This is a genomic window from Streptomyces sp. NPDC090108 (assembly GCF_044747185.1).
Classification (GTDB): domain Bacteria; phylum Actinomycetota; class Actinomycetes; order Streptomycetales; family Streptomycetaceae; genus Streptomyces.
Genome location: NZ_JBIVDQ010000002.1, coordinates 836,503 through 857,470, shown reverse-complemented (window position 1 = coordinate 857,470; position 20,968 = coordinate 836,503). Strand labels below are relative to the sequence as shown.

Annotated in this window: 19 protein-coding genes and 1 riboswitch; of the genes, 10 read left to right on the top strand and 9 right to left on the bottom strand. The window is 75.0% G+C overall.

Translation table 11 applies throughout. The features are described 5' to 3' along the window. Positions 1–9: 9 nt before the first annotated feature. Entirely contained in the window at positions 10–705 is a 696-nt protein-coding gene (locus ACIPRD_RS08850; RefSeq protein WP_356404916.1) for a L,D-transpeptidase, read from the bottom strand. Between the two features lie 229 nt (positions 706–934). Beyond that, positions 935–1,723, bottom strand: a complete 789-nt coding sequence (locus ACIPRD_RS08845; protein WP_401561356.1) for an SDR family NAD(P)-dependent oxidoreductase — start codon at positions 1,721–1,723, stop codon at positions 935–937. Between the two features lie 51 nt (positions 1,724–1,774). Here ACIPRD_RS08845 and ACIPRD_RS08840 point away from each other — a divergent pair, with 51 nt between their 5' ends. Continuing rightward, complete coding sequence (locus tag ACIPRD_RS08840; RefSeq protein WP_401561353.1) at positions 1,775–2,020, top strand: hypothetical protein; 246 nt, start codon at positions 1,775–1,777, stop codon at positions 2,018–2,020. A gap of 59 nt (positions 2,021–2,079) precedes the next feature. Here the strand turns inward: ACIPRD_RS08840 and ACIPRD_RS08835 are convergent, their stop codons facing one another. The 3 genes from ACIPRD_RS08835 to ACIPRD_RS08825 form a co-directional block, all read right to left on the bottom strand. Next, complete coding sequence (locus tag ACIPRD_RS08835; RefSeq protein ID WP_401561350.1) at positions 2,080–2,709, bottom strand: MBL fold metallo-hydrolase; 630 nt, start codon at positions 2,707–2,709, stop codon at positions 2,080–2,082. After that, a complete protein-coding gene (locus tag ACIPRD_RS08830) occupies positions 2,709–3,797 on the bottom strand; it encodes an S-(hydroxymethyl)mycothiol dehydrogenase (RefSeq protein WP_401561347.1) in 1,089 nt (362 codons plus the stop codon). The genes ACIPRD_RS08835 and ACIPRD_RS08830 overlap by 1 nt, the downstream gene beginning before the upstream one ends. A gap of 226 nt (positions 3,798–4,023) precedes the next feature. Further along, the gene (locus tag ACIPRD_RS08825) at positions 4,024–4,332 is read right to left on the bottom strand and encodes a hypothetical protein (protein ID WP_356404906.1); all 309 of its coding nucleotides are present in this window, start codon (positions 4,330–4,332) and stop codon (positions 4,024–4,026) included. A 172-nt stretch (positions 4,333–4,504) separates the two neighbouring features. Between ACIPRD_RS08825 and ACIPRD_RS08820 the strand changes: the two genes are divergently transcribed. The 3 genes from ACIPRD_RS08820 (at position 4,505) to ACIPRD_RS08810 (ending at position 6,289) form a co-directional block, all read left to right on the top strand. Next, a complete protein-coding gene (locus ACIPRD_RS08820) occupies positions 4,505–4,873 on the top strand; it encodes a nuclear transport factor 2 family protein (protein WP_356404904.1) in 369 nt (122 codons plus the stop codon). Continuing rightward, on the top strand, positions 4,858–5,103 hold the full coding sequence (locus ACIPRD_RS08815; protein WP_401561343.1) for a hypothetical protein: 246 nt from the start codon (positions 4,858–4,860) through the stop codon (positions 5,101–5,103). Before ACIPRD_RS08820 ends, ACIPRD_RS08815 begins: the two co-directional genes overlap by 16 nt. 225 nt (positions 5,104–5,328) lie before the next feature. Then, a riboswitch (ZMP/ZTP riboswitch) is annotated at positions 5,329–5,409 on the top strand. Between the two features lie 31 nt (positions 5,410–5,440). Further along, positions 5,441–6,289: a bifunctional 5,10-methylenetetrahydrofolate dehydrogenase/5,10-methenyltetrahydrofolate cyclohydrolase gene (locus ACIPRD_RS08810; RefSeq protein ID WP_356405280.1), complete on the top strand. Its 849-nt coding sequence runs from the start codon at positions 5,441–5,443 to the stop codon at positions 6,287–6,289. Positions 6,290–6,456: 167 nt separating this feature from the next. On the opposite strand, the gene ACIPRD_RS08805 is transcribed toward ACIPRD_RS08810, so the two are convergent. After that, entirely contained in the window at positions 6,457–7,482 is a 1,026-nt protein-coding gene (locus ACIPRD_RS08805; RefSeq protein ID WP_356404902.1) for an alcohol dehydrogenase catalytic domain-containing protein, read from the bottom strand. A 242-nt stretch (positions 7,483–7,724) separates the two neighbouring features. Between ACIPRD_RS08805 and ACIPRD_RS08800 the strand changes: the two genes are divergently transcribed. Further along, complete coding sequence (locus tag ACIPRD_RS08800; RefSeq protein WP_356404900.1) at positions 7,725–8,162, top strand: MarR family transcriptional regulator; 438 nt, start codon at positions 7,725–7,727, stop codon at positions 8,160–8,162. Between the two features lie 209 nt (positions 8,163–8,371). Continuing rightward, positions 8,372–8,956: a hydrolase gene (locus tag ACIPRD_RS08795; protein WP_356404898.1), complete on the top strand. Its 585-nt coding sequence runs from the start codon at positions 8,372–8,374 to the stop codon at positions 8,954–8,956. Positions 8,957–9,363: 407 nt separating this feature from the next. On the opposite strand, the gene ACIPRD_RS08790 is transcribed toward ACIPRD_RS08795, so the two are convergent. Together ACIPRD_RS08790 and ACIPRD_RS08785 are read right to left on the bottom strand one after the other, a co-directional pair. Further along, the gene (locus tag ACIPRD_RS08790; protein WP_356404896.1) at positions 9,364–9,660 is read right to left on the bottom strand and encodes a hypothetical protein; all 297 of its coding nucleotides are present in this window, start codon (positions 9,658–9,660) and stop codon (positions 9,364–9,366) included. Positions 9,661–9,825: 165 nt separating this feature from the next. Further along, positions 9,826–12,276, bottom strand: a complete 2,451-nt coding sequence (locus ACIPRD_RS08785; protein WP_356404894.1) for a SpoIIE family protein phosphatase — start codon at positions 12,274–12,276, stop codon at positions 9,826–9,828. 220 nt (positions 12,277–12,496) lie between these two features. Between ACIPRD_RS08785 and lanKC the strand changes: the two genes are divergently transcribed. The 4 genes from lanKC (at position 12,497) to ACIPRD_RS08765 (ending at position 20,009) form a co-directional block, all read left to right on the top strand. Next, entirely contained in the window at positions 12,497–15,217 is a 2,721-nt protein-coding gene (lanKC, locus tag ACIPRD_RS08780) for a class III lanthionine synthetase LanKC (protein WP_401561338.1), read from the top strand. Between the two features lie 53 nt (positions 15,218–15,270). After that, the gene (locus tag ACIPRD_RS08775; protein ID WP_356404889.1) at positions 15,271–15,381 is read left to right on the top strand and encodes a SapB/AmfS family lanthipeptide; all 111 of its coding nucleotides are present in this window, start codon (positions 15,271–15,273) and stop codon (positions 15,379–15,381) included. 690 nt (positions 15,382–16,071) lie between these two features. Further along, entirely contained in the window at positions 16,072–17,904 is a 1,833-nt protein-coding gene (locus tag ACIPRD_RS08770) for an ATP-binding cassette domain-containing protein (protein WP_401561334.1), read from the top strand. Then, the gene (locus tag ACIPRD_RS08765; protein WP_401561331.1) at positions 17,901–20,009 is read left to right on the top strand and encodes an ATP-binding cassette domain-containing protein; all 2,109 of its coding nucleotides are present in this window, start codon (positions 17,901–17,903) and stop codon (positions 20,007–20,009) included. Before ACIPRD_RS08770 ends, ACIPRD_RS08765 begins: the two co-directional genes overlap by 4 nt. On the opposite strand, the gene ACIPRD_RS08760 is transcribed toward ACIPRD_RS08765, so the two are convergent. Continuing rightward, positions 20,010–20,618, bottom strand: coding sequence for a response regulator transcription factor (locus tag ACIPRD_RS08760; protein WP_356404885.1), 609 nt, complete (start codon positions 20,616–20,618; stop codon positions 20,010–20,012). Positions 20,619–20,968 lie beyond the last annotated feature (350 nt).

Sequence of the window (20,968 nt, the reverse complement as noted above, 5' to 3'; positions counted from 1 at the left end):
GCCCGCCGCTCAAGTGCCGGGCTTGCGGCCGTAGACGAAGACGTCGTCGCCGTTCTTCAGCAGCGACCAGTACGCCTTGGCCTCCTTCGTGGTCATGTTCACACAGCCGTGCGATCCCGGCGGGTTCCACATGCTGAGGTTCACCGCGTGGAAGGCCTGGCCGCCGTCGAAGAACTGGCTGTAGGGCATCGGCACGTCGTACAGGTTCGAGACGTGGTCGATGTCCCGCCAGTAGATCTTCTTCAGCCCGGTGCGCGTCTCGTAGCCGTTGCGTCCGGTGCGCACCGGCACGGGCCCGTGCACGAGCTTCTTGCCGTCCTGGATCCAGCTCAGCTGGAGCGTGAGGTTCACGCAGGCGATACGACCCTTGTTCACCGGGCACTTGCCGTCCTTGCCGGGGTTCTTCCCCACGGCCTTCTGCTTGTTCATGAGGTCCATCACGCCCCAGGTGACGGAACCCGCGTAGCCGATGGCGGGCGTGATGCCGTGCTTGTTCTGGAAGGAGCGAATGGCCGAGCAGTCGCCGGACGACTGCTTGCCGTCCACCGGACGGCCCAGGAACTTCTCCACCTGCTTCTGGTACGGCCCCGCCTGCGCGGTGCAGCTCGCGGCCTGGGCCGGTGCCGCTCCGAACGCGAGCGTGAGCGGCGCCACCAGTCCGGTGACACCAAGTGCGACGACACCTCGTCTGCGTACGTCCCCCATGCCTCCCCTTCCCCTTCTCCCGCTGTGCTCCCCTTGCGCCCGGGACACACCCGGGCGGCCCGTGCGCGGTATCCGCGGCTTCCGCCTACTAGACCCGCCGGAACGCTCCAGGGTTGTGGTTCCGGCCGGGTTGTGACGAAACGGTGAACTTCGCCACCTCGCGTCCGCTTCTCCCCGCTCTCCCCACGCTTCCCCGTCCGCCGTGCGCTGCCCGGCCGTCGCCGGAGGTTCAGCCCCGGCCGAGGACGGCGTGGAACCCGCTCTGCACGGCCGTGAGTCCGCCGTCGACCACGAGCGTGGTGCCGGTGATCCAGGCGGCGTCGCGGGAGGCCAGGAAAGCGACGGCCGCCGCGATGTCGTCGGGTTCGCCGATCCGGCCGAGCGGATAGAGGGCGCGGAGGGCGTCGAGGTCCTTCTCGCGCCCTTCCCAGGCCGAGGTGCGGACGGTGCCCGGTGCGACGAGGTTCATCCGGACACCGCGCGCGGCCGCGTGCCCGGCGAGGGTCCGGGTGAGGGAGCCGAGGCCCGCCTTGGCCGCGCTGTAGGCGTGGTTGCCGAAGTCCTGGAGCCCGTTGACCGAGCCGATGCTCACGATGGCACCGCGTCCGGAGGCGGCGAGGTGCGGCAGGGCGGCGCGGCAGCAGCGGTAGGCGCCGGTGAGGGTGACGTCCAGGTCGCGGGCCCAGTGCTCGTCGGGGTCGTCCTCGAACAGCGGCACGTCCGGGCTGCAGTGGGCGGCGCAGTTGACCAGGACGTCGAGCGAGCCGAAGGCCTCCACGGCGTACGCGACGGCCGCCTCGACGGAGGCGCGGTCGGCGACGTCGCACGCCAACGCCTCGGCGGTGAGGCCCTGTTCGCACAGCGCGGCGGCCGTGCGTTCCGCCTCGGGCGGGTCCTGGTCGGTGACGAGCACCCGCGCGCCTTCCTGCCCGAGCCGCCGGGCGACGGCGGCGCCGATACCGCGGGCGGCGCCGGTGACGAGAACCCCGTGTCCCGCGAAGCGTTCCAGTCCGGTCATGACAGCGACCGTACGTGCCGGTCGATCGACGCGACAGACAGCGTGGCGCACATGTCCGCGTTTCTGCAGCAACTGCCCGTTCTCATCGGGGTCGTGATCGGCGCGCTCGGCTCCTGTCTCGCGGCCGTCCGGGGCGACCGGGCCCGTTTCCGGCGGGAGGAGCGGCGCGATCCCGGGGCCTGGCAGGCCCTGCTGGAGCGGCAGCGCTCCGGCCGCGAGGGCTACTGCGCGGCCGTGCGCGAGGACCTGGAGCTGCCGCCCGGACACCCGGCCCGCCGGCCGGTGCCCGGGCTCTGAGTCACCGGTGTACGGCCTTACGGGCCGGCCGTCCTCGTGCGCGGCTCCGCAGGAGGGGATCAGTGCCCCCGGTCGATCCACTCCTGGAGGTGGGGCGCCTCGGCGCCGATGGTGGTGGAGTCGCCGTGGCCGGTGAGGACCTTGGTCTCCGGCGGGAGGGTCAGCAGCCGGTCACGGACGGAGTCGATGATCGTCGGGAAGTGGGAGTACGACCGCCCCGTGGCCCCCGGTCCGCCCTGGAAGAGGGTGTCACCGGTGAAGACGGCGCCGAGCCCCGGGTCGTACAGGCAGACCGCGCCGGGCGCGTGACCGGGGGTGTGCAGGACGGTCAGGTCGGCGCCGGCGGCCTCCAGGACCTGGCCGTCGACGAGATGGGCGTCGGGGTCGCGGTCGGGGTGGGTCTGCTTCCACAGCCCGAGGTCGTCGGGGTGCAGCCAGATGGTGGCGCCGGTGAGGTCGGCGAGGGCGGGGGCCGCGTCGATGTGGTCGTTGTGCGCGTGGGTGCACACGATCGCGGTGACCCGGCGGTCGCCGACCGCGCGGAGGATGGCCTCGGCGTCGTGGGCGGCGTCGATGACGATCACCTCGTGGTCGTCACCGACGATCCACACGTTGTTGTCGACGTCCCAGGTGCCGCCGTCGAGGCTGAACTGGCCGGCGGTGACGAGGCGTTCGATGCGGGCGGTCATCACAGCACCACCACCGAACGCAGGACGTCGCCCTTCTGCATCCGCTCGAAGGCCTGCTCCACCTCGTCGATGCCGATCGTCTCGCTGACGAACGCGTCGAGCGGCAGGCGGCCCTGCAGGTGCAGGTCGATGAGCATGGGGAAGTCCCGCGAGGGCAGACAGTCGCCGTACCAGGAGGACTTGAGCGCGCCGCCGCGGCCGAAGACGTCGAGCAGCGGCAGTTCGAGCTTCATCTCGGGGGTGGGCACCCCGACGAGGACGACGGTGCCGGCCAGGTCGCGGGCGTAGAAGGCCTGCTTGTACGTCTCGGGGCGGCCGACCGCGTCGATCACGACATCGGCGCCGAAGCCGCCGGTCAGCTCACGGATCGCCTCGACCGGGTCGGTCTCACGGGAGTTGACGGTGTGCGTGGCACCCAGGGTGCGCGCCAGCCCCAGCTTCCGGTCGTCGAGGTCGACGGCGATGATCTTCGAGGCTCCGGCGAGGTTCGCCCCCGCGATGGCCGCGTCCCCGACGCCGCCGCAGCCGATGACGGCGACCGTGTCGCCGCGGCCCACGCCGCCGGTGTTGATCGCGGCACCGAGGCCGGCCATCACACCGCAGCCGAGCAGACCGGCCACGGCCGGGGAGACGGCGGGGTCGACCTTGGTGCACTGCCCGGCGGCAACCAGCGTCTTCTCCGCGAACGCCCCGATCCCGAGGGCGGGGGTGAGCTCCTGCCCGGTGGAGGCGAGGGTCATCTTCTGCTTGGCGTTATGGGTGTTGAAGCAGTACCAGGGGCGGCCGCGCAGACAGGCACGGCAGTTGCCGCACACCGCACGCCAGTTGAGGACGACGAAGTCACCGGGCGCCACGTCGGTGACGCCCTCGCCGACCGACTCCACGACGCCGGCCGCCTCATGGCCGAGCAGGAAGGGGAACTCGTCGTTGATTCCGCCCTCCTTGTAGTGCAGATCGGTGTGGCAGACGCCGCAGGCCTGGATCTTCACGACGGCCTCACCCGGCCCCGGGTCCGGGATCACGATCGTCTCGACCCGTACGGGCTCGTCCTTCCCCGGTGCGACTACGCCGCGTACTTCCTGCGCCATGACCTGGCCTCTCTTCCTCGAATACCTCGTACGGTGACGACCCTACGCGCGACCCGCGGGTGGCGGCACGGACACGACGGAGACGGCGGATCCTTCCGCTGCCGGCGCGGCACGGACGGGCCCGGAAGTCCGGGCGGACGCGGCGGCGAGGGGCGCCGACGGAAGGAGAGGCGGAAAAGCGCCGAGGGCCGCCCCGGCGGGGGCGGCCCTCGGGTCGGAGGCCGGGTCAGGCCTCGACGGCGGGGAGCAGGCCGGTCACGGGTGCGGCGAGGTCGGTGAGCTGGTGGAGCTCGTTCAGCCGGTTCAGGCCGGGACCCAGGTCGTTCAGCGAGCGCAGCTGGTCGCTGACGCGCGGTACCTCGGCCCGGTGTTCGGCGGGGATGTCGCCGGTGGCGAGGGTGTCCAGCGCCGTCATCGGGTTGATCTGCCCGGAGTCCGGGGTGCCCGCGCCGGCCGCGTTCGCCAGGGGGGCGGCGAGGCCGGTGACACCGACGGCGAGACCGACGGCGGCGACGATACGTCGTGTTGAGATCATGCCCTCAGCAACGGCCGTGCCCCCCGGCCGGACACGGGCTCCGGGCCGTACTCACTCGTGAGGCGGAGGGCGGCGGCTGCGTTTGCCGGGACCGGCCGGGCGGAGGAGTCTCGAAGGTGGGGCCCGTGCTGTGCGCTCCCGACAGGGCCGCGGGCGCCCGAAGGAGGTCATCATGGGCACCGCTTCAGGCTCCGGCTTCGACGTCGACACCCTGCGCCGGGGCATCGAGGGCGACACCGGGAACATCCTGCTGTCCCTCTACGCGGACGACGCGGAGATACGCATCATCGACCAGAACGACCGGCCGAGCCATCCGAAGATCATCCGGGGCCGCGGCGAGATCGCCGAGATGCTGGACGAGGTCTACAGCCGCGACATGACGCATCACCTGGAACAGTGCGTCATCGAGGGCACGCACGCCGCGTTCACCGAGTCCTGCCAGTACGCGGACGGCACGAAGGTCATCGCCGAGTCGATGGTCACGCTGCGGGACGGCCGGATCGGCGAACAGATCATGATCCAGGCATGGGACGAGGGCTAGGCAGGCCGGCCGCGCGGGTCCACTTCAGCTCCAGGCTGACGTGGACCTTCACGGCGAGGACGACGCTCGGCCGCGCCGGTGCGCCGCACGCCTCGCAGCCGGGGCCGCCGTCCGTGCAGGTCCTGCGGGCCTCCGCGGAGCTGCTGCGCTGCCTCGTCCGCGCGGCCCGTGCCCACCCGCACGCGCCCGTGCCGCACGCGTCGCGGCGACGGGGTTCCCGGTTCCGGTGACTCCGTTGACCTGTCCGGCCCGCCCGCGGTCCGGTGGACGGCACCGCGGTCAGGAGCTCCCCGCGGCCGGCACCGCCGGCGTCGGGTCCGGAGTTCCCCGCGGCGGGCGGTGCGGCGGCGAGTCCTGAGTTCCCCGCGGCGGGCGGTGCGGCGGCGGGTCCGGAGTTCCTCCCGGCGGGCGGTGCGATGGCGCCCGGGGTGCGTTCCGGGGTCTCGGTTACGCTGTACGCGGGCCGTGACTGGCGCTGAGGTGGAGTACCACCGGGGAGCGGTCCGCGATCGATGCCGCGCGCCTGGGCGATGAACGTCGAACCGCTCAGGAGCGCACATGACCCAGGTGACCCAGGCCCGCCTCATGGACGGCACCGCCGTCGCCCGCCGCATCGTCGAGGAGACCGCCGGGAAGGCCGCCGCCCTCACCGGCCGGACGGGCGTCACGCCCTGTCTGGCGACGGTGCTCGTCGGCGAGGACCCGGCGTCCGTGACGTACGTGCGGATGAAGCAGAACCGCTGCCGCAAGGCCGGCATCGAGTCCCGTCACGTGGCTCTGCCGGCCGCCACGACCACCGCGGAACTCGTCGCCGCCCTGCGGGAGTTGTCGGCCGATCCGGCCGTGCACGGGATTCTGCTGCAGCATCCGGTGGGCGACCACGTCGACGAGCGGGCCGCGTTCGAGGCGATAGCGCCGGAGAAGGACGTCGACGGCGTCACGTTCGCGTCGTTCGCCACGATGAGCTTCGGCCTGCCGGGCTTCGTCTCCTGCACGCCCGGCGGCATCATGCGGCTGCTGGACGCGTACGGCGTCGACCCCGCGGGGAAGCGGGCCGTGGTGGTGGGCCGCAGCGCGATCCTCGGCAAGCCGGCCGGCATGCTGCTGCTGGCCCGCGACGCGACGGTGACGTACTGCCACTCGCGCACGCGGGACCTGTCGGCCGCCGTGCGCGAGGCGGACATCGTGGTGGCCGCGGTGGGCCGGCCGCGCCTCATCCGCGGCCAGGACATCAAGCCGGGCGCCGTCGTCGTCGACGCCGGCTACAACGCGGGCAACGTCGGTGACGTCGACTTCGACTCGGCGGTCGAGCGGGCGTCGCTGATCACGCCGGTGCCGGGCGGGGTCGGGCCCATGACGATCGCCACGCTGCTGGAGCAGACCGTCGACGCGGCCGCCCGCCGGCTCGGGGCGTGACAGACGGCGGCCGCCGCAAGGAGACCTGAGCCCGCAAGGCCCTGAGCCCGCAAGGGGACAGGCGCCCGCAGGCGGCCTTGAGCGGCGGCGGCCGCCCGCGCGTTCCACCGATCCGTGCGTACATGCGTGCGCGGCCGGCGCGTCCTTCGCGGTCGGTCCATGCGCGGTCAGTCCATGGTGAGCACCATCCGGAAGCGGGCCTCACCCGCGAGCATCTTCTGGTAAGCCTCGCCGACCTGGTCCAGGGGCACGGTCTCGGTCATGGGACGGATGCCGTGCAGGGCGCTGAACTCCATGGTGTCCTGCACCTCTTGTGCGGTGCCCGACGGATGGCCGGTGACCTCGCGGGCGGCCAGGATCAGCTGAGCGGGCGCGATCTTCATGGGCTCGGGAGTCACCCCGATCACCACGAGCTGTCCGCGCGGCGTCAGGCCGTCCACCGCGGCCGCCATGGCCTCGGCGTTGCCGGCGGTGGCCAGGACCACCTTGGCGCCGCCGAGGGCCTGCAACGCCTCGGCGACCGAGGTGCCGGAGGTGCTGTCGATGTAGTGATGGGCACCGAGCTGCCTGGCGAAGCCGTCCTTGTCGGCACCGCGGGCGATCGCCACGGTCTCGAACCCCATCGCGGCCGCGTACTGCACCCCGAGGTGGCCGAGGCCGCCGATGCCGAGGACGGCGACCAGGTCCCCGGCCTCCGCGACACTGCGGAGCAGCCCGTTGAACGTGGTCACGCCCGCGCAGGCCATGGGTCCGGCGTCGCTCGCCGACAGCCCTTCGGGGATCCTGGCCAGGGCGTCCTGCGGGACGATCACCTGCTCGGCGAAGCCGCCGTCGTAGGCCCAGCCCGGCACCTTCAGGCGCACGCAGACGACGAAGTCGCCGTCGCGGCAGGGCGTGCAGTAGCCGCAGCTGCCGCCGAACCAGCCGACGGCCACCCGGTCGCCGACCTGCCAGCCGCGGCCCTCCACCCCGTCACCCAGCTCGGCGACGCGCCCGGCGATCTCGTGTCCGGCGACCTCGGGGAACGTCACGCCGGGCAGCGCGCCGTCCACGAAGAAGGCGTCGCTGTGGCAGATCCCGCACGCCTCGACGGCGATCCTCACCTGGCCGGGTCCCGGCCGCGGCACCTCCCGCTCCACCAGCTCGAACGTGCCGCCGGGGGCGGTCACCTGCGCGACTCGATAGGTACTCATGCGTCTCTCCGGGGAACGGGGACGGTGGGCAGCACCCCCCGTCCAGCACATCAGCTCCTCGTCGATCGCGCGCGCCGAGAGCGAGCGGCCCGACGCGGCACGGCGCGGCACGGTCCCGCACCGGTACGGCACCGGCGCGGCACCGGTGCGAGCGGGCCGGACAACCGCGCCCGGTGAGGTCGTCAGGCAGTATTAAACAGTCTGGACTGGACAGTTTTACCTGACGGTTCTACGCTCACGGCATGGATGACATCTCGGACTCCGCCGCGCTCGCCGCGCGCGATCTGCGCGTCGTGTTCAGCCGGCTGCGGCGGCGCATCCGCGAGGTCGCGCAGGACGCCGATCTGACGCCGTCCCAGGAATCGGCGCTCTCGCTGGCCGGCAAACACGGAGCGGCCACGGCCAGTGCGCTGGCCGCCGCCGAGGGCGTGCGGCCGCAGTCGATGGCCGCCACCCTGGCCGCGCTCGAACAGCACGGTCTGATCCGCCGCGCTCCGGACCCGGCGGACGGCCGCCGCCAGCTGGTCACGCTCACCGACGCGGGCCGCACCCGTGTCGAGGGCAACAAGCAGCTGCGCGAGGAATGGCTGGCCCGCGCCTTCCAGGACCGCTTCACCGAGGAGGAGCGGTCCACCGTGCTCACCGCGCTGGAGCTCATGGACCGGCTCTCGCGGCCCTGACACCTGGGCCCGCGCCCTCGGCGGTGTCTCCCCGAGTCCGCCCCGGCGCACCGGCGAGTCCGCCGCCACCGGCTCTCTCCCCCCACCGTGGCCGCGCCGTGGGGCCGCAGGCCCCCGCCGCGCCCGCACCGCCGGCTCCGTCCCGCCGCCGGCGCCCCTCCCGGTCCGTCCACACGGCCGGCTCACCCCCCGAAAGGCCTGATCGACCCATGTCCGTCAGCACCCTCGACCCCCGTACCGCCCTCGTCGTGATCGACCTTCAGCAGGGCATCGTGGGCATGCCCACCCAGCCGTACACGGGCCCCGAGGTGGTGTCCCGCAGCACGGAGCTCGCCGACGCCTTCCGCGCCGCGGGCCTGCCCGTGGTCCTGGTCCGCGTCTCCTTCGCCGCCGACGGCGGGGACACCCTCCCCGGCCGCACCGAGCGCCAGGCCCGCGGGCTCTCCTTCCCGGAGGGCTGGGACGTCATCGTCGGCGAACTCTCCGGCAACCCCGGCGACATCGAGGTCACCAAGCACAACTGGAGCGCCTTCTTCGGCACGGACCTGGACGTCCAGCTGCGCCGCCGCGGCATCACCCAGATCGTGCTGACCGGCATCGCCACCAGCATCGGCGTCGAGTCCACGGCCCGTGACGGCTACGCCCACGGCTACCACATCACCCTCGCCACGGACGCGATGGCCGACGCCGACGCGGAGGCCCACCGCAACAGCGTCGAGCGGATCTTCCCGCGGCTCGGCGAGTCCGGTACGACGGCGGAGATCCTGGAGCTCCTGGCGAAGACCCGCGTCTGACGCACCGTCCCGGTCCCCCGTCCGCGCGGGGGACCGGTCGCCGTCGCCGCCGCCGCGCCGGAACGGCGGCGGCCGCGGTCCCGCCTCAGCGGCCGGGCACCGGCTCCGGGCTCGACACCGCGCGCTGCTCGTGGCGGTCCCGCCACCGGGCCACCGTCTCGGCCAGACCGGTGGCGAAGTCCCGGCGCGGACGGTAGCCCAGTTCCTCGCGGGCCTCGGCCCCCGGTCCACCGCGTACCGCAGGTCGTGGCCCTCGCGGTCGGCCATGTGCTCGACCCGGTCCCAGCCGGCGCCGCACGCCTCCGGGAGCGGCGCGGCCGGCTCCCTGTCGCTCAGTCCGGTGCCGCCGCCGATCTGCCGTAAGTCCCACCGGCAGTGTGCGGCCCCGGCGCGCCGGACCCGCACGCTCATCCCCGTGTCCCCTCCTCGCCCTCCTCCCCCGCACGGGCCGCGGCCCGTTCCACCTCCGCCTCGATCTCGGCCCGTGGCCGGCCCGTGTCCCGGGCGTGGTCGCTCACCGCGGTCTGGACGTCGCGGGCCAGGTCCCGCCAGGCGCGCAGAGCCGTCTCGTACTGACCCGACTGAGCCCCCGTCATCCCCCGCTCGGCCGGCGGCCCGTAGGCCTCCCGCAGGCTCTCGACGGTGGCGTGGGCCGCGTCGGCCGCACGTTGCTTCTGCACCAGTTCTTCGAAGGTGTGTGACACACCGCCCGACCCTAGGCACGGCACGCGGGCGGCCCGCTCCGACCTGCCGTCGCCCGCTCCGACCGCTACCCGAGTGGCGGGTCCCCGCGCCGCGTGGGGCGCCGACGACGGCGGGCGTCCACGACGGCGAAGGCACCGGCGGGCGGCACCGGCGGCCCGCGCCGCTCAGACGTCCCGCACCAGGTCGGCCCACACCTGCTTGCCGCCGCTGACCGGGACCGTCCCCCAGGCCGCCGACACCGCCTCCACCAGCAGGATGCCGCGCCCGCCGGTGGCCTCCCAGCCGATGTTGGTCGGCTTGACCGGGCTGCGCGGGGAGGAGTCGGCGACGGCGAGGCGGAGGCGCCGGCCGACCAGGCTGAGGTCGAGCCGGACCGGGCCCTCGGTGTGCACGAGGGCGTTGGTGACCAGTTCGGAGACGATGAGGAGGGACGCGTCCACGGTGTCCGGGGACACACCCCACGCGCACAGGGTGCGCCGGGTGAAGCGGCGGGCGTGCCGGACGGCCTCCGGCACCCGCCACACGGTCCAGCTCTCGCGCAGCGGGCGCACCGCCATGCCGTCGTAGCGCGTCAGCAGCAGGGCGACGTCGTCGTCGCGGTGGGCGCCGGTGAGCAGGGCGTCGGCGACGAGGCCGAGATGGCCCGGGTCGGCTGCGGCGAGGTCGCGGGCGAGCCGGTCCATGCCCTCGTCGATGTCGGCGCCCGCCGACTCCACCAGTCCGTCGGTGGTGAGCGCGAGGACCGTGCCGGGCCGCAGGCGCAGCGGGGTCATCGGGAACTCGGCCCGGGCGAGCACGCCGAGCGGCGGTCCGCCCTCGGCCTCGACGATCTCCACGGAGCCGTCGGGGTGCCGCAGCAGGGGCTGGAGATGTCCGGCCCGGACGCACAGGGCCGTGCCCTCCTCCATGTCGACGTCGACGTAGCAGCAGGTGGCGAAGAGGTCGGTCTCCATGTCCAGCAGCAGCCGGTTGGCGTGCGCGACGACGACGTCCGGGGTGTGGCCCTCGACGGCGTAGGCGCGCAGGGCGGTGCGCATCTGGCCCATGAGGGTGGCGGCGCTCGCGTTGTGGCCCTGGACGTCGCCGATGACGAGGGCGACATGGTTGTCGGCCAGCGGGATGACGTCGTACCAGTCGCCGCCCACCTCCAGTCCCGCGGTGGTGGGCAGGTACCGGGCGACGGCGACCGCGCCGGGCAGCCGGGGCAGCCTGCGCGGGAGCAGGGTCCGCTGGAGCATGCCGACGAGTTCGTGCTCGGCGTCGAAGGCGCGGGCGCGCAGCAGGGCCTGACCGGCGAGGCCCGCGCAGGCGGTGAGCAGGGCGCGCTCGTCGGGGCCGAACTCGTGCGGGCGGTCCCAGCCGATGAGGCAGGCGCCGGCCACGCGGCCGCCCGCGAGCAGCGGCAGCACGGCGAGGCCGCCGGGGCCGACGTCGGCGAGGGCCGCCTCCAGCGGGGAGCCGGCGGGCCAGATGCGGGCACGGCCCTCGCTCAGGGCGGCGGCGAGGGTGGGCATGGCGCGCACCGGGGCGTCGGGCCATTCGGTGCGCCACTCGGTGCGCCACAGGTCGGGCCAGGACTCGGGTTCGGGCGGGTCGAGGACGGTGACGACGAGGCGTTCGTTCTCCAGTTCGGCCAGGGCGATGCGGTCGGCCCGCAGGGGCTGGCGCAGGGCGGCGACGACGGCGTTGCCGACGTCCTTGACGGTGCCGGCCATGGCGAGGGCGGCGGCCAGCCGCTGGACACGGGCCACGTCGGTGACGTCGGAGCGCAGGGTGGAGGCGTCGGCGACGGTGCCGGCCATGCGGACCGGGCGCCCCTCCCCGCCGGGCAGCAGACGGCCGCGCAGCCGGAGCCACTTGGGCGGCCCGGACGGCTGAAGGACGCGGAACTCCAGCTCCCGGTCGCCGAGGGACATGTGGTCGGCCTCGACCACCGACATCAGGGCCGGGAGGTCCTCGGGCACGGTGAGGCCGAGCAGGGTCTCCACCTTGCCGTCGAAGTCCCCGCGGTCGATGCCGAACAGACGCAGGATGTCCGTGCCGACCTCCACCCGGCCGGTGTCCATGGCCAGGCTGAAGGCGTCGGCGGGCAGTTCGTCCAGGTCGGCGGCCGGGCGGCTCGGGCCCGGTACGGCGACGGCGCGGGCGATCAGTTCCAGGCAGGCCCGGTCGTCGGGACCGAAGCCGCCGGGGTGTTCGCTGACGGCGAGGAGGCAGCCGTCCACCTGCGGCCCGAGGGGCAGTACGGCGAGGGAGAAGTCCGGGGAAGGGGTGCGCCGGGACTCCGGGCAGTCGGCGAGTTCGCGCGGGCCGAGCCAGAGGGTCCGGCCGGAGCGGTGGCCCTCGGCGGCCGGTGAGCCGCCCTTGACGGGGTAGCCGTCCCGCAGGCCGTAGAGCGTGCGCGGCAGGCCGGCCGACTCGGCCAGGCGGAGCACCGACGGATCGTCACCCAGGGTGTACACCCCGGCGAACGCGGCCCCGGCGAGCACGAGAGCCTGTTCCAGGACGCGGCGCAGCCGGTCGGGGGAGGCGGGCGTGGCGCTCAGCGTGTCGAGGGCATGACCGGCACGTTCCGTTCCCGTCGCTCTGCGTACCGCAGCACCCTCGCTCGCCACGACGCCATTAGAGCGCTTCTCGGCCGTCCGCGCAGCCCCCGTGAACGCACTGTGTCGGCGCCGGCCATACCGCTCGAACCGGTCCGAACACATCTTTACCTGTGCGTTCCGCACGCCGACCTCATGACAGCCGCTACTGTCCGCGACCGGCCGGTTCCTGCGAGTGTCTATTCCGGCCGCCCGACACGGCGGGCCGGCCGGAGGAAGGGACGGGAGGGGCATGGACAAGCGGTACGAGGTGTACGCGCTCGCCGACCGACACTTCTACGACACGCCCGACCGGATCTCGGCCGGCGGCGGTGAACCGGCACCGCGGTTCGCGGCGGCGGGCCGTCAGGTCCCCGACGGCTGGCACGCGGAGCGCACCGGTGACTGGCTGACGCTGACGCCGCTGGACGAGGAGGGCGGGCCGGCCCCGATGCCGGCCCAGGGCTGGAAGATCCACTCCTCGGCGACGGCCGCGAACGCGGAGCGCGTGGCGGACATCGTGTGGGACTACTGCGTGCCGCGCCGCATACCGTTCAAGTTCGTGCCCGGGCCGCATCTGCTGCACCTGCGCAACGCCAAGTACGCGGGCCGCGACACCAGCGGCAAGTTCGTCACCGTCTATCCCGACGGCGAGGAGCAGCTGCACCGGACCCTGCGCGAACTGGGCGAACTGCTCAAGGGCTTCGAGGGGCCGTACGTCCTGACCGACCTGCGCTGGGAGGACGGCCCGCTGTACGTCCGCTGGGGCGCCTTCGCCCGGCGGTACGTCGTCGACGAGCGCGGATCGCTGGTCCTGGCGGTGGAGGACGGTGAGGGACGGCTGGTGCCGGACCGGCGCGACCCGTCCTTCCGGACCCCGGAGTGGGTCACGCTGCCGGAGTTCCTGCGGCCGCACCTCCAGGCCCGCAACACCACGACGCTGGGCGAACTGCCGTACCGGGTCGAGAAGGCGCTGCACTTCTCCAACGGCGGCGGGGTGTACGCCGGCACGGACACCCGGGACGGACGCCGGGTGGTGCTGAAGGAGGGCCGGCCGCACGCGGGGCTCGCGGCGGACGGCGCGGACGCGGTGACCCGGCTCGAACGCGAGAAGGCCGCGCTGGAGCAGGCCGCCGGGACGGGCGTCGTACCGGAGGTGCTGGACTGGTTCACCCTGGGCGAGCACCGGTTCCTGGTGATGGAGCACGTGCCGGGGCGCCCCCTCAACTCCTACTTCGCGGAACGGCATCCGCTGCTCACGCCCGACCCCGACCCGGAGCGGACCGCCGGGTACACGGCCTGGGCGCTGCGCGTCCACGCGGCGGTGGAACGCGCGGTCGCGGCGCTGCACGCCCGCGGGCTGGTCTTCAACGACCTGCACGTCTTCAACATCATGGTCGACCCGGACGACGAGACGGTGCGCCTCATCGACTTCGAGGCGGCCGCCCCGGCGGCGGAGAACGGCCGGCAGACGGTGGCCCATCCGGGCTTCTTCGCACCGCCGGACCGCCGCGGCAAGGACGTCGACCGGTACGCGCTGGCCTGTCTGCGGATCGCCCTGTTCCTGCCCGTGACCACGCTGTTCGTGGTGGACCGCGGCAAGGCCGCCCACCTCGCCGACGTGATCGCCGAGCAGTTCCCCGACGTGCCGCGCGCCTTCCTGGACGAGGCGGTCACCGAGATCACCCGGGACATCGCGGGCGGCGCCACGCGGACGGCCGCCCCGCTCACGCCGCCCGGCGACTGGCCGTACAGCCGGGACTCGATGGTGAAGGCGATCCTCGCCTCCGCCACCCCGGAGCGCGACGACCGGCTCTTCCCGGGCGACATAGCCCAGTTCGGCGACGGCGGCGGTCTCGGCCTCGCGCACGGCGCGGCCGGCGTGCTGTACGCGCTGTCGGCCTGCGGTGCCGCCCGGTACGAGGAGGGCGAGCGCTGGCTGCTGGAGCACACCGCCCCTCCCCCGCCCGGCACTCCGCTCGGCCTGTACGACGGACTCGCGGGCGTGGCCCTGGTCCTGGACCTGCTGGGCCATCGTCAGCGGGCGCTGGATCTGGTCGACGGCATCCTGCGGGAGAACTGGCACCGGCTCTCCTCCGATCTGCACGGCGGTCTCGCGGGGCTCGGTCTGGTCCTCGGCCACCTGGCGGAGTCGGCCGGCGAGCCGGAGCTGCTGGCACGCGCCGCGGAGGCCGAGGAGATCCTGATACGCCGGCTCGCGGAGCCGCTGCCGGACACCCCGCGGCGCCGCGCCGGGCTGATGCGCGGCGCCGGCGGACCGGCGCTGTTCCTGCTCCGGCGCTACGAGCGGACGGGCGACGCACGGGCGGCGGCCGCGGCCGCGGAGGCGCTCCGCCGCGATCTGGCCGCCTGCGTCGTCCAGAAGGCGACCGGAGGACTCGAGGTCGACGAGGGCCGCAGGACACTGCCCTACCTCGGTGACGGGAGCGCGGGCATCGGGCTGGTCCTCGACGACTACCTGGCCCACACCGGCGGCGCGGATGCGGCCACCGGGCCGGACACCGGCGGCCCGACCGGCTTCGGCGCTCTCGCCCGCGCGGCCACCGACGGCCGGCAGGCGGCGCTCTTCGCCCACGCGGCGGGCGCGGCCGAGGAGTTCGAGCTCGCCCGGTCCGGCATCCTCACGGCCGCCACCTGCCGCTTCTACGCCCAGCCCGGCCTGTTCCAGGGGCGCGCCGGCCTGATCCTGCACCTCGCCAGGGGTTCCGCTCCGGACGCCGTCCGGGAGGAACGGGTGGCGCAGCAGATCGCGGGGCTCGGCTGGTTCGCCATGGACTATCAGGGCCAACTGGCCTTCCCCGGGCATCAGATGATGCGCCTCTCGATGGACCTCGCCACCGGAACGGCAGGCTGCCTGCTCGCGCTCGCATCGGCTCTCGACGCCGGGTCCGCGGCCCACCTGCCCTTCCTCCCGCCGCCTCGGGCGGCCCACATACGCGGCACCGTGACCTGACGGAGCCGTGGCAACACCCCCGTCCCCAAAAAGAATCGGGAAAGGACACGACCATGGCACTTCTCGACCTGCAGACCCTCGAGGCCGACGAGCAGACCCAGGTGGCGAGCACGGTGAGCCTGCTCTCCTGCGTCTCGGCGGCGAGCGTCCTGCTCTGCCTCTGACCGGACCGGTGAGTCCGGGGCTCCGGGCGGTTCTCCCCTCCTCGCGGGGGGAGGCCGTCCGGGGCCTTCCCGTTCGCCCGGACGGTTCGGCGCCTGGGAGCTGCTCGGCCCGCGGGGTGGCCCGGACGGTTCCGCCCCTGCGAGCCGCTCGGGCCGCGGGGTGGCCCGGACGGTTCCGCCCCTGCGAGCCGCTCGGGCTGCGGGGTGGCCCGGGCCGTCCTGGCCGCGCGGATGCACGTGGCTTGCGGGGGCCCGGGGCCGCACAGGCCCTCCTGGCTGCTCGGGCCGCACTGGCCGTGGGCGCCACCTGTGGCCACCGGGAGACCGTACCGGCCGATCCGCCGGCCGGTCGTCCGCGCGGGCCGCGGCTCCCGACCGCCTTCGCGGCTGGGCCCGTTCGGAGTCCCTGGGCCGCCCGGCCCGGCCCCCACTCGGGCCGGACGGCCCGGCACGAACCGACGGCACCGCACCGGCAGGGCAGCGACGACCGCGGCCGTACGACGTCAGGACGGACGCCTCGGGAGCGGCACGCGCGCCCGGCCGCCGACCGCCCCGCAGCGCGCGCCGCCCGGCGACCGCCGCCCACCGACCGCCGCCCACCGACCACCCGTCCCGCCCGCTCTGCCCGCTCCACCGGCTCCGCCCGACTGCTTCCGCACCCTGCCCCCGCCCCCGAAGTGAGGCATCAGCGTGGAAACCGACTCCGGCTCAGGCCCCGCCGCCGGCCGCGGAACAGCCCCCACCACCGGCCCGGACACCGGTCCGGACACCGCCACCGGTCCGGGCACCCGTCCGGGCACCGGCCCGGCCACCGGCCCCGCCACCGGTCCCGGCGCCCAGGACCCGCTCGCGCGGGCCGTGCTCCGGCACGCCGGTGTCCGGTGCGCCGTCCTGTGCGTGGTGAGCGTGGCGGCGACGGCGGCGGGACTGCTGCTGCCCGCCGCACTCGGCCGCGCCGTCGACCTGCTGCTGACGCAGGCACCGGCCGGCCGGTGGGTCGCCTGCTGCGCGGGGCTGGTGGTGCTGATCGCCGTGCTGGACGGGTGCGCGGACGTCGTCACCGGCACGGTCGACGCGGGGGCCACCGCGTGGCTGCGCCGCCGTGTCGTCGGGCACGTGCTGGCCCTGGGACCGCGCGCCGGGGCCCGGTTCGGCGCCGGGGACCTCGTGGCGCGGCTCGTCGGCAACGCCGCGCAGGCCGGAACGGCGCCGGGCGCGGTCGCGGCGATGCTCGCGGCACTCGCCGGACCGGCCGGGGCCGTGGTGGCGCTCGGCCTCATCGACCCGTGGCTCGCGGTCGTGTTCCTGGCGGGCGCGCCGGTGCTGGCTCTGCTGCTGCGCGCCCTGGCGCGCGACACCTCGGCCTGTGTGGCCGACTACCAGCGGGTGCAGGGGCGGATGGCGGCGGCCCTGGCGGAGGCGATCGGCGGGCACCGCACGATCCGGGCGGCCGGCGCCGAGGACCGGGAGGCCGCGCGCGTGCTGGCCCCGCTGCCCGAACTGTCCCGGGCAGGCCACCGTATGTGGCGGGTGCAGGGGAGGGCCGCCGCGCAGGCGGTCACCGTCGCACCGCTGCTGCAACTGGGCGTGGTCGCGGTGGCCGGGGTGCTGCTCGCCCGGCACCGGCTGTCGCCCGGCGAACTGCTGGCGGCCTCCCGGTACGCGGCGCTGGCGACCGGCGTGGGCGTGCTGGTCGGCCGGCTCGCCGCGGTCAGCCGGGCCCGCGCGTCGACCGCGCGGCTCGCCGAGGTGCTGGCAGAGCCGGCGCTCACCCACGGATCCCGGCGACTGCCCGACGGCTGCGGCCTGCTGGAGCTGCGCGGCGTGACGGCGTGCCAAGGCGGACGGACCGTCCTGGACGGGATCGATCTGGCGGTGCCCGGGGGCGCCGTCCTCGCGGTCGTCGGCCGCTCGGGCAGCGGCAAGTCCCTCCTCGCCGCGGTCGCAGGACGGCTGGCGGACCCGGACGGCGGCCAGGTCCTGCTCGACGGCGTCCCGTTGCGTGAGCTGACGCACGGCGAGCTGCGGGGCGCGGTCGCCTACGCCTTCGAGCGCCCGGCGCTGCTCGGCACGACCGTCGAGGACACGGTCGCGTTCGGTGTCACCCGTCCCGCGGCCCACCTCGTCCGGGCGGCGGCGCGCACGGCACGCGCCGACGACTTCGTCCGCAGGCTGCCCCGGGGCTACGACACGCCGAATGCCGACGCCCCGCGTTCCGGCGGCGAGTCGCAGCGCCTCGGCCTGGCCCGCGCCTTCGCCCACGGCGGCCGTCTGCTGGTTCTCGACGACGCGCTGTCCAGCCTGGACACGGTCACCGAGCGCGAGATCACCCGCACCCTGCTGGCCCCGGGCGCGGGTCCCACCCGGCTGCTCGTCGCCCACCGCGCCGCGACCGCCGCCCGTGCCGACGCGGTCGCCTGGCTGGACGGGGGCCGGATCCGCGCGGTGGGCACGCATCGGGAGCTGTGGCGGTTGCCCGAGTACCGGGCGGTGTTCGGCGGCGCGGAAGGGAGCGGCTCATGAACCTCCGGACGGGTGCGCTCCGGTTCCTGCGGGCGCGATGGCCGGTGCTGGTCCGGCTCGGCGTCTGGTCGCTGCTGGAGAGCGGTCAGACCTTCCTGGTGGGTTACGCCCTGGCCCGCGCGCTGGACGCCGGTTTCCTCGCCGGGCACGCCAGGACGGGCCTGCTGTGGCTCGGGGCGGCCGGGCTCGCGGTGCTGTCGGGCGCGTACGGCACCGGGCGGGTGTACGGCGTGGTCGCCGCGCTCGTCGAGCCGGTACGGGACCGTCTGGTGGGGAGGGTGGTGGCGCGCGGTGTACGGGAGGCCGACGCGCGGTCGCTGTCCGGGCTGACCCAGCAGGTGGAGATCGCCCGGGACACCCTCGCGGGTGTGGTGATGGTCTCGCGGGCGTTCGTGTTCACCGCCGTGGGCGCCCTGATCGGCCTGTTCTCCCTGGCGCCCCTGCTGCTCGCGGTGGTCGTGCCCCCGCTGGCGGCCGGGGTGGCCCTGTTCGCCGTGACCCTGCGGCCCCTGGCGCGGCGTCAGGAGGCCTTCCTCACCGCCGACGAGGCGCTGGCCGGGCAGCTGGGCACCGTGTGTCCGGCCCTGCGTGACGTGACCGCCGGCGGCGCCGAGGAGCTGGTGGCCACGGACACCGGGGCCCGGGTGGACGCCGAACTGCGTGCCTCGCGGTCGCTGGCCCGCTGGAGCGTGGCCCGCGTGGCCGCACTGGCGGTCGGCGGCGAACTCCCGGTGCTGCTGCTGCTCGTCACCGCCCCCTGGCTGCTGCGCCGGGGCGTCACCCCGGGTGCCCTGCTCGGCGCGCTCGCCTATGTCACGCAGTCCCTCCTGCCCGCTCTGCAGAACCTGGTCCACGGCCTCGGCACCAGCGGCTCCCGCCTCACGGTCGTCCTGCGCCGCCTGACCGCACCGCTCTCCCCCTCCTCCCGGCCCGCCCCGCAGGCCGGCCCCGGCCCCCGTACCCCGGCCACGACCGCCCCGGCCGACACCGGCACCTCCTCCGCCGCGGCCGACACCGGCAACCCGTCCGCCCCGGCCGACACCGGCAGCCGGCCCGCTTCCGCCTCCCCCGGCAGCCCGTCCGCTCCGCCGGCCCCCCGCAGCCCGTCCGCTCCCGCCGACGCCCCTCCGGTCACGGCCGACGTGACCGCGCGCGCCCCCGCCCCCGTCGCCGCGCTCACCCTGGACTCCGTGACCTTCGCGTACGGGCCCGCGAGCGAGCCGGTGCTCGACGGGGTCGACCTCAGCCTGCCGGCGGGCGGTCATCTGGTGGTCGTAGGCCCGAGCGGGGCCGGCAAGTCGACGCTGACCGCACTGGTGGCCGGACTTCTGGAGCCCGGACGGGGTGTCGTACGGGTGTGCGGGCGTAGGGCGGCCGGGCCGGACGCACGTGCTTCCCGGGTGCTCATTCCGCAGGAGGCGTACGTCCACGGTGGCACCCTCGCCGAGAACCTCGGCCTGTTCCGCCCCCACCCGGTGCCGGAGGCCGAGCTGCTGAAGGCGGCCGAGGCGGTCGGGCTGACGGACCTGATGCGGAAGCTGGGCGGCCCGGCGGAGCGGGTCGATCCGGCGGCGCTGTCGGCGGGCGAGCGGCAGCTGATCGCGCTGACCCGGGCCTACCTCTCGCCCGCGCCGCTCACCCTGCTCGACGAGGCCACCTGCCATCTCGACCCGGAGGCGGAGGCCCGGGCCGAGAGGGCGTTCGCCGCGCGCCCCGGCGGGACGCTGGTGATCGTGGCCCACCGCATCAGTTCCGCGCGCCGCGCCGACCGGATCCTGGTGCTGGACGGCCCGCGGACGGCCTGCGGCAGCCACGACGAGCTGCTGCGGACGTCGGCCCTGTACCGCGACCTGGTCGGCGGCTGGACGACCGACGACACCACCCCGGACGGCACATCCGGCCCGTCGATGGGCCCGGCCCCGTCCGCGCCCCGCCCGGCCGACGCCCCCACGCCGGCCGCCACGGCCCGCCCCGCCGACGACCCGACCCCGCCCCCGGCCGCCACGCCGGGCCCGGCGCACAGCCGGGACCTGGCCGGCACGCCCGGCCGGGCGGACGCCCGCGGTCCGGCCGCCGCGCCCGGGGCGGCCGGACCGGTGCGCTGATCAGAGCCAGCCCTCCCCCTGCGATATCCGTATCGCGTCGATGCGGTTGCGGGCGCCCGTCTTACGGGTGATCGCCGCCATGTAGTTGCGGACCGTGCCGTGGGAGAGGTGCAGGTTCACCGCTATCTCCGCGATGGACGCGCCGCCGGCCGCCAGCGTCAGCACGCTCAGCTCGCGTCTGGTCAGCGGGATCTGCGTCGCCTGGAGGAACCCGAAGCCCAGCGACGCATCGACGAAACGTTTCCCCCCAGCCACCCCACGGATCGCGCGTATCAGCCGTTCCGGCGAGCCGGCCTTGTCCACGAAGCCCCGTGCCCCGGCCTCCGCCGCCCGCTTCAGCAGCCCCGGCCGGTTCGCGCTGGCGAGCACCACGAGCGCGGGCGGCTGGCCGCCCGTACCCGCGGGGTACAGGTCGGCGAGCGGCGGCACTCCGTGGCCGTCGGTACAGTCCAGGTCGGCCGCGCACACGTCCGGACATAAGGACCGCACACGCGCGGACACGCCGCGCCATGGCGTGTCGTCCACATGGAAGCCTGGCTCCCGCCGCATCCACTCGGCCAGCACCGACCGCACCAGGCACGCGTCCTGCACCAGAAGCACCCGTATCACTTGCCCGTCCCCCTAGGTTCGCCGCAGCGGCCCGCACCGGGCCGTACCTCGTCGCACCGGGCCGTACCGCGCCGCACCTCTCCCCCGCGGCCACGCACTCGCGTGCCAGGGTGGTGAGCGCGTGCCCCGTCCCTGGATGGCATTTCCCGTCGCGGGCGCGGAGAACCGGTGGGACGGAGGCGCGGGGGCGCACACCGGGCACCCGTGTGCCGTCCCGCGCTTCGGTTTACGGGGGCTTGCGCCCGGTCCGCGCAAAGTGCCCGCGCACGCGCGCCGCGCATGAAGTCGCCGCAGGTCAGGGGAGCGTTCGAGGCTCGCGCTCAGCGCTCGCCGTGCGCGGCGCGCCCCCA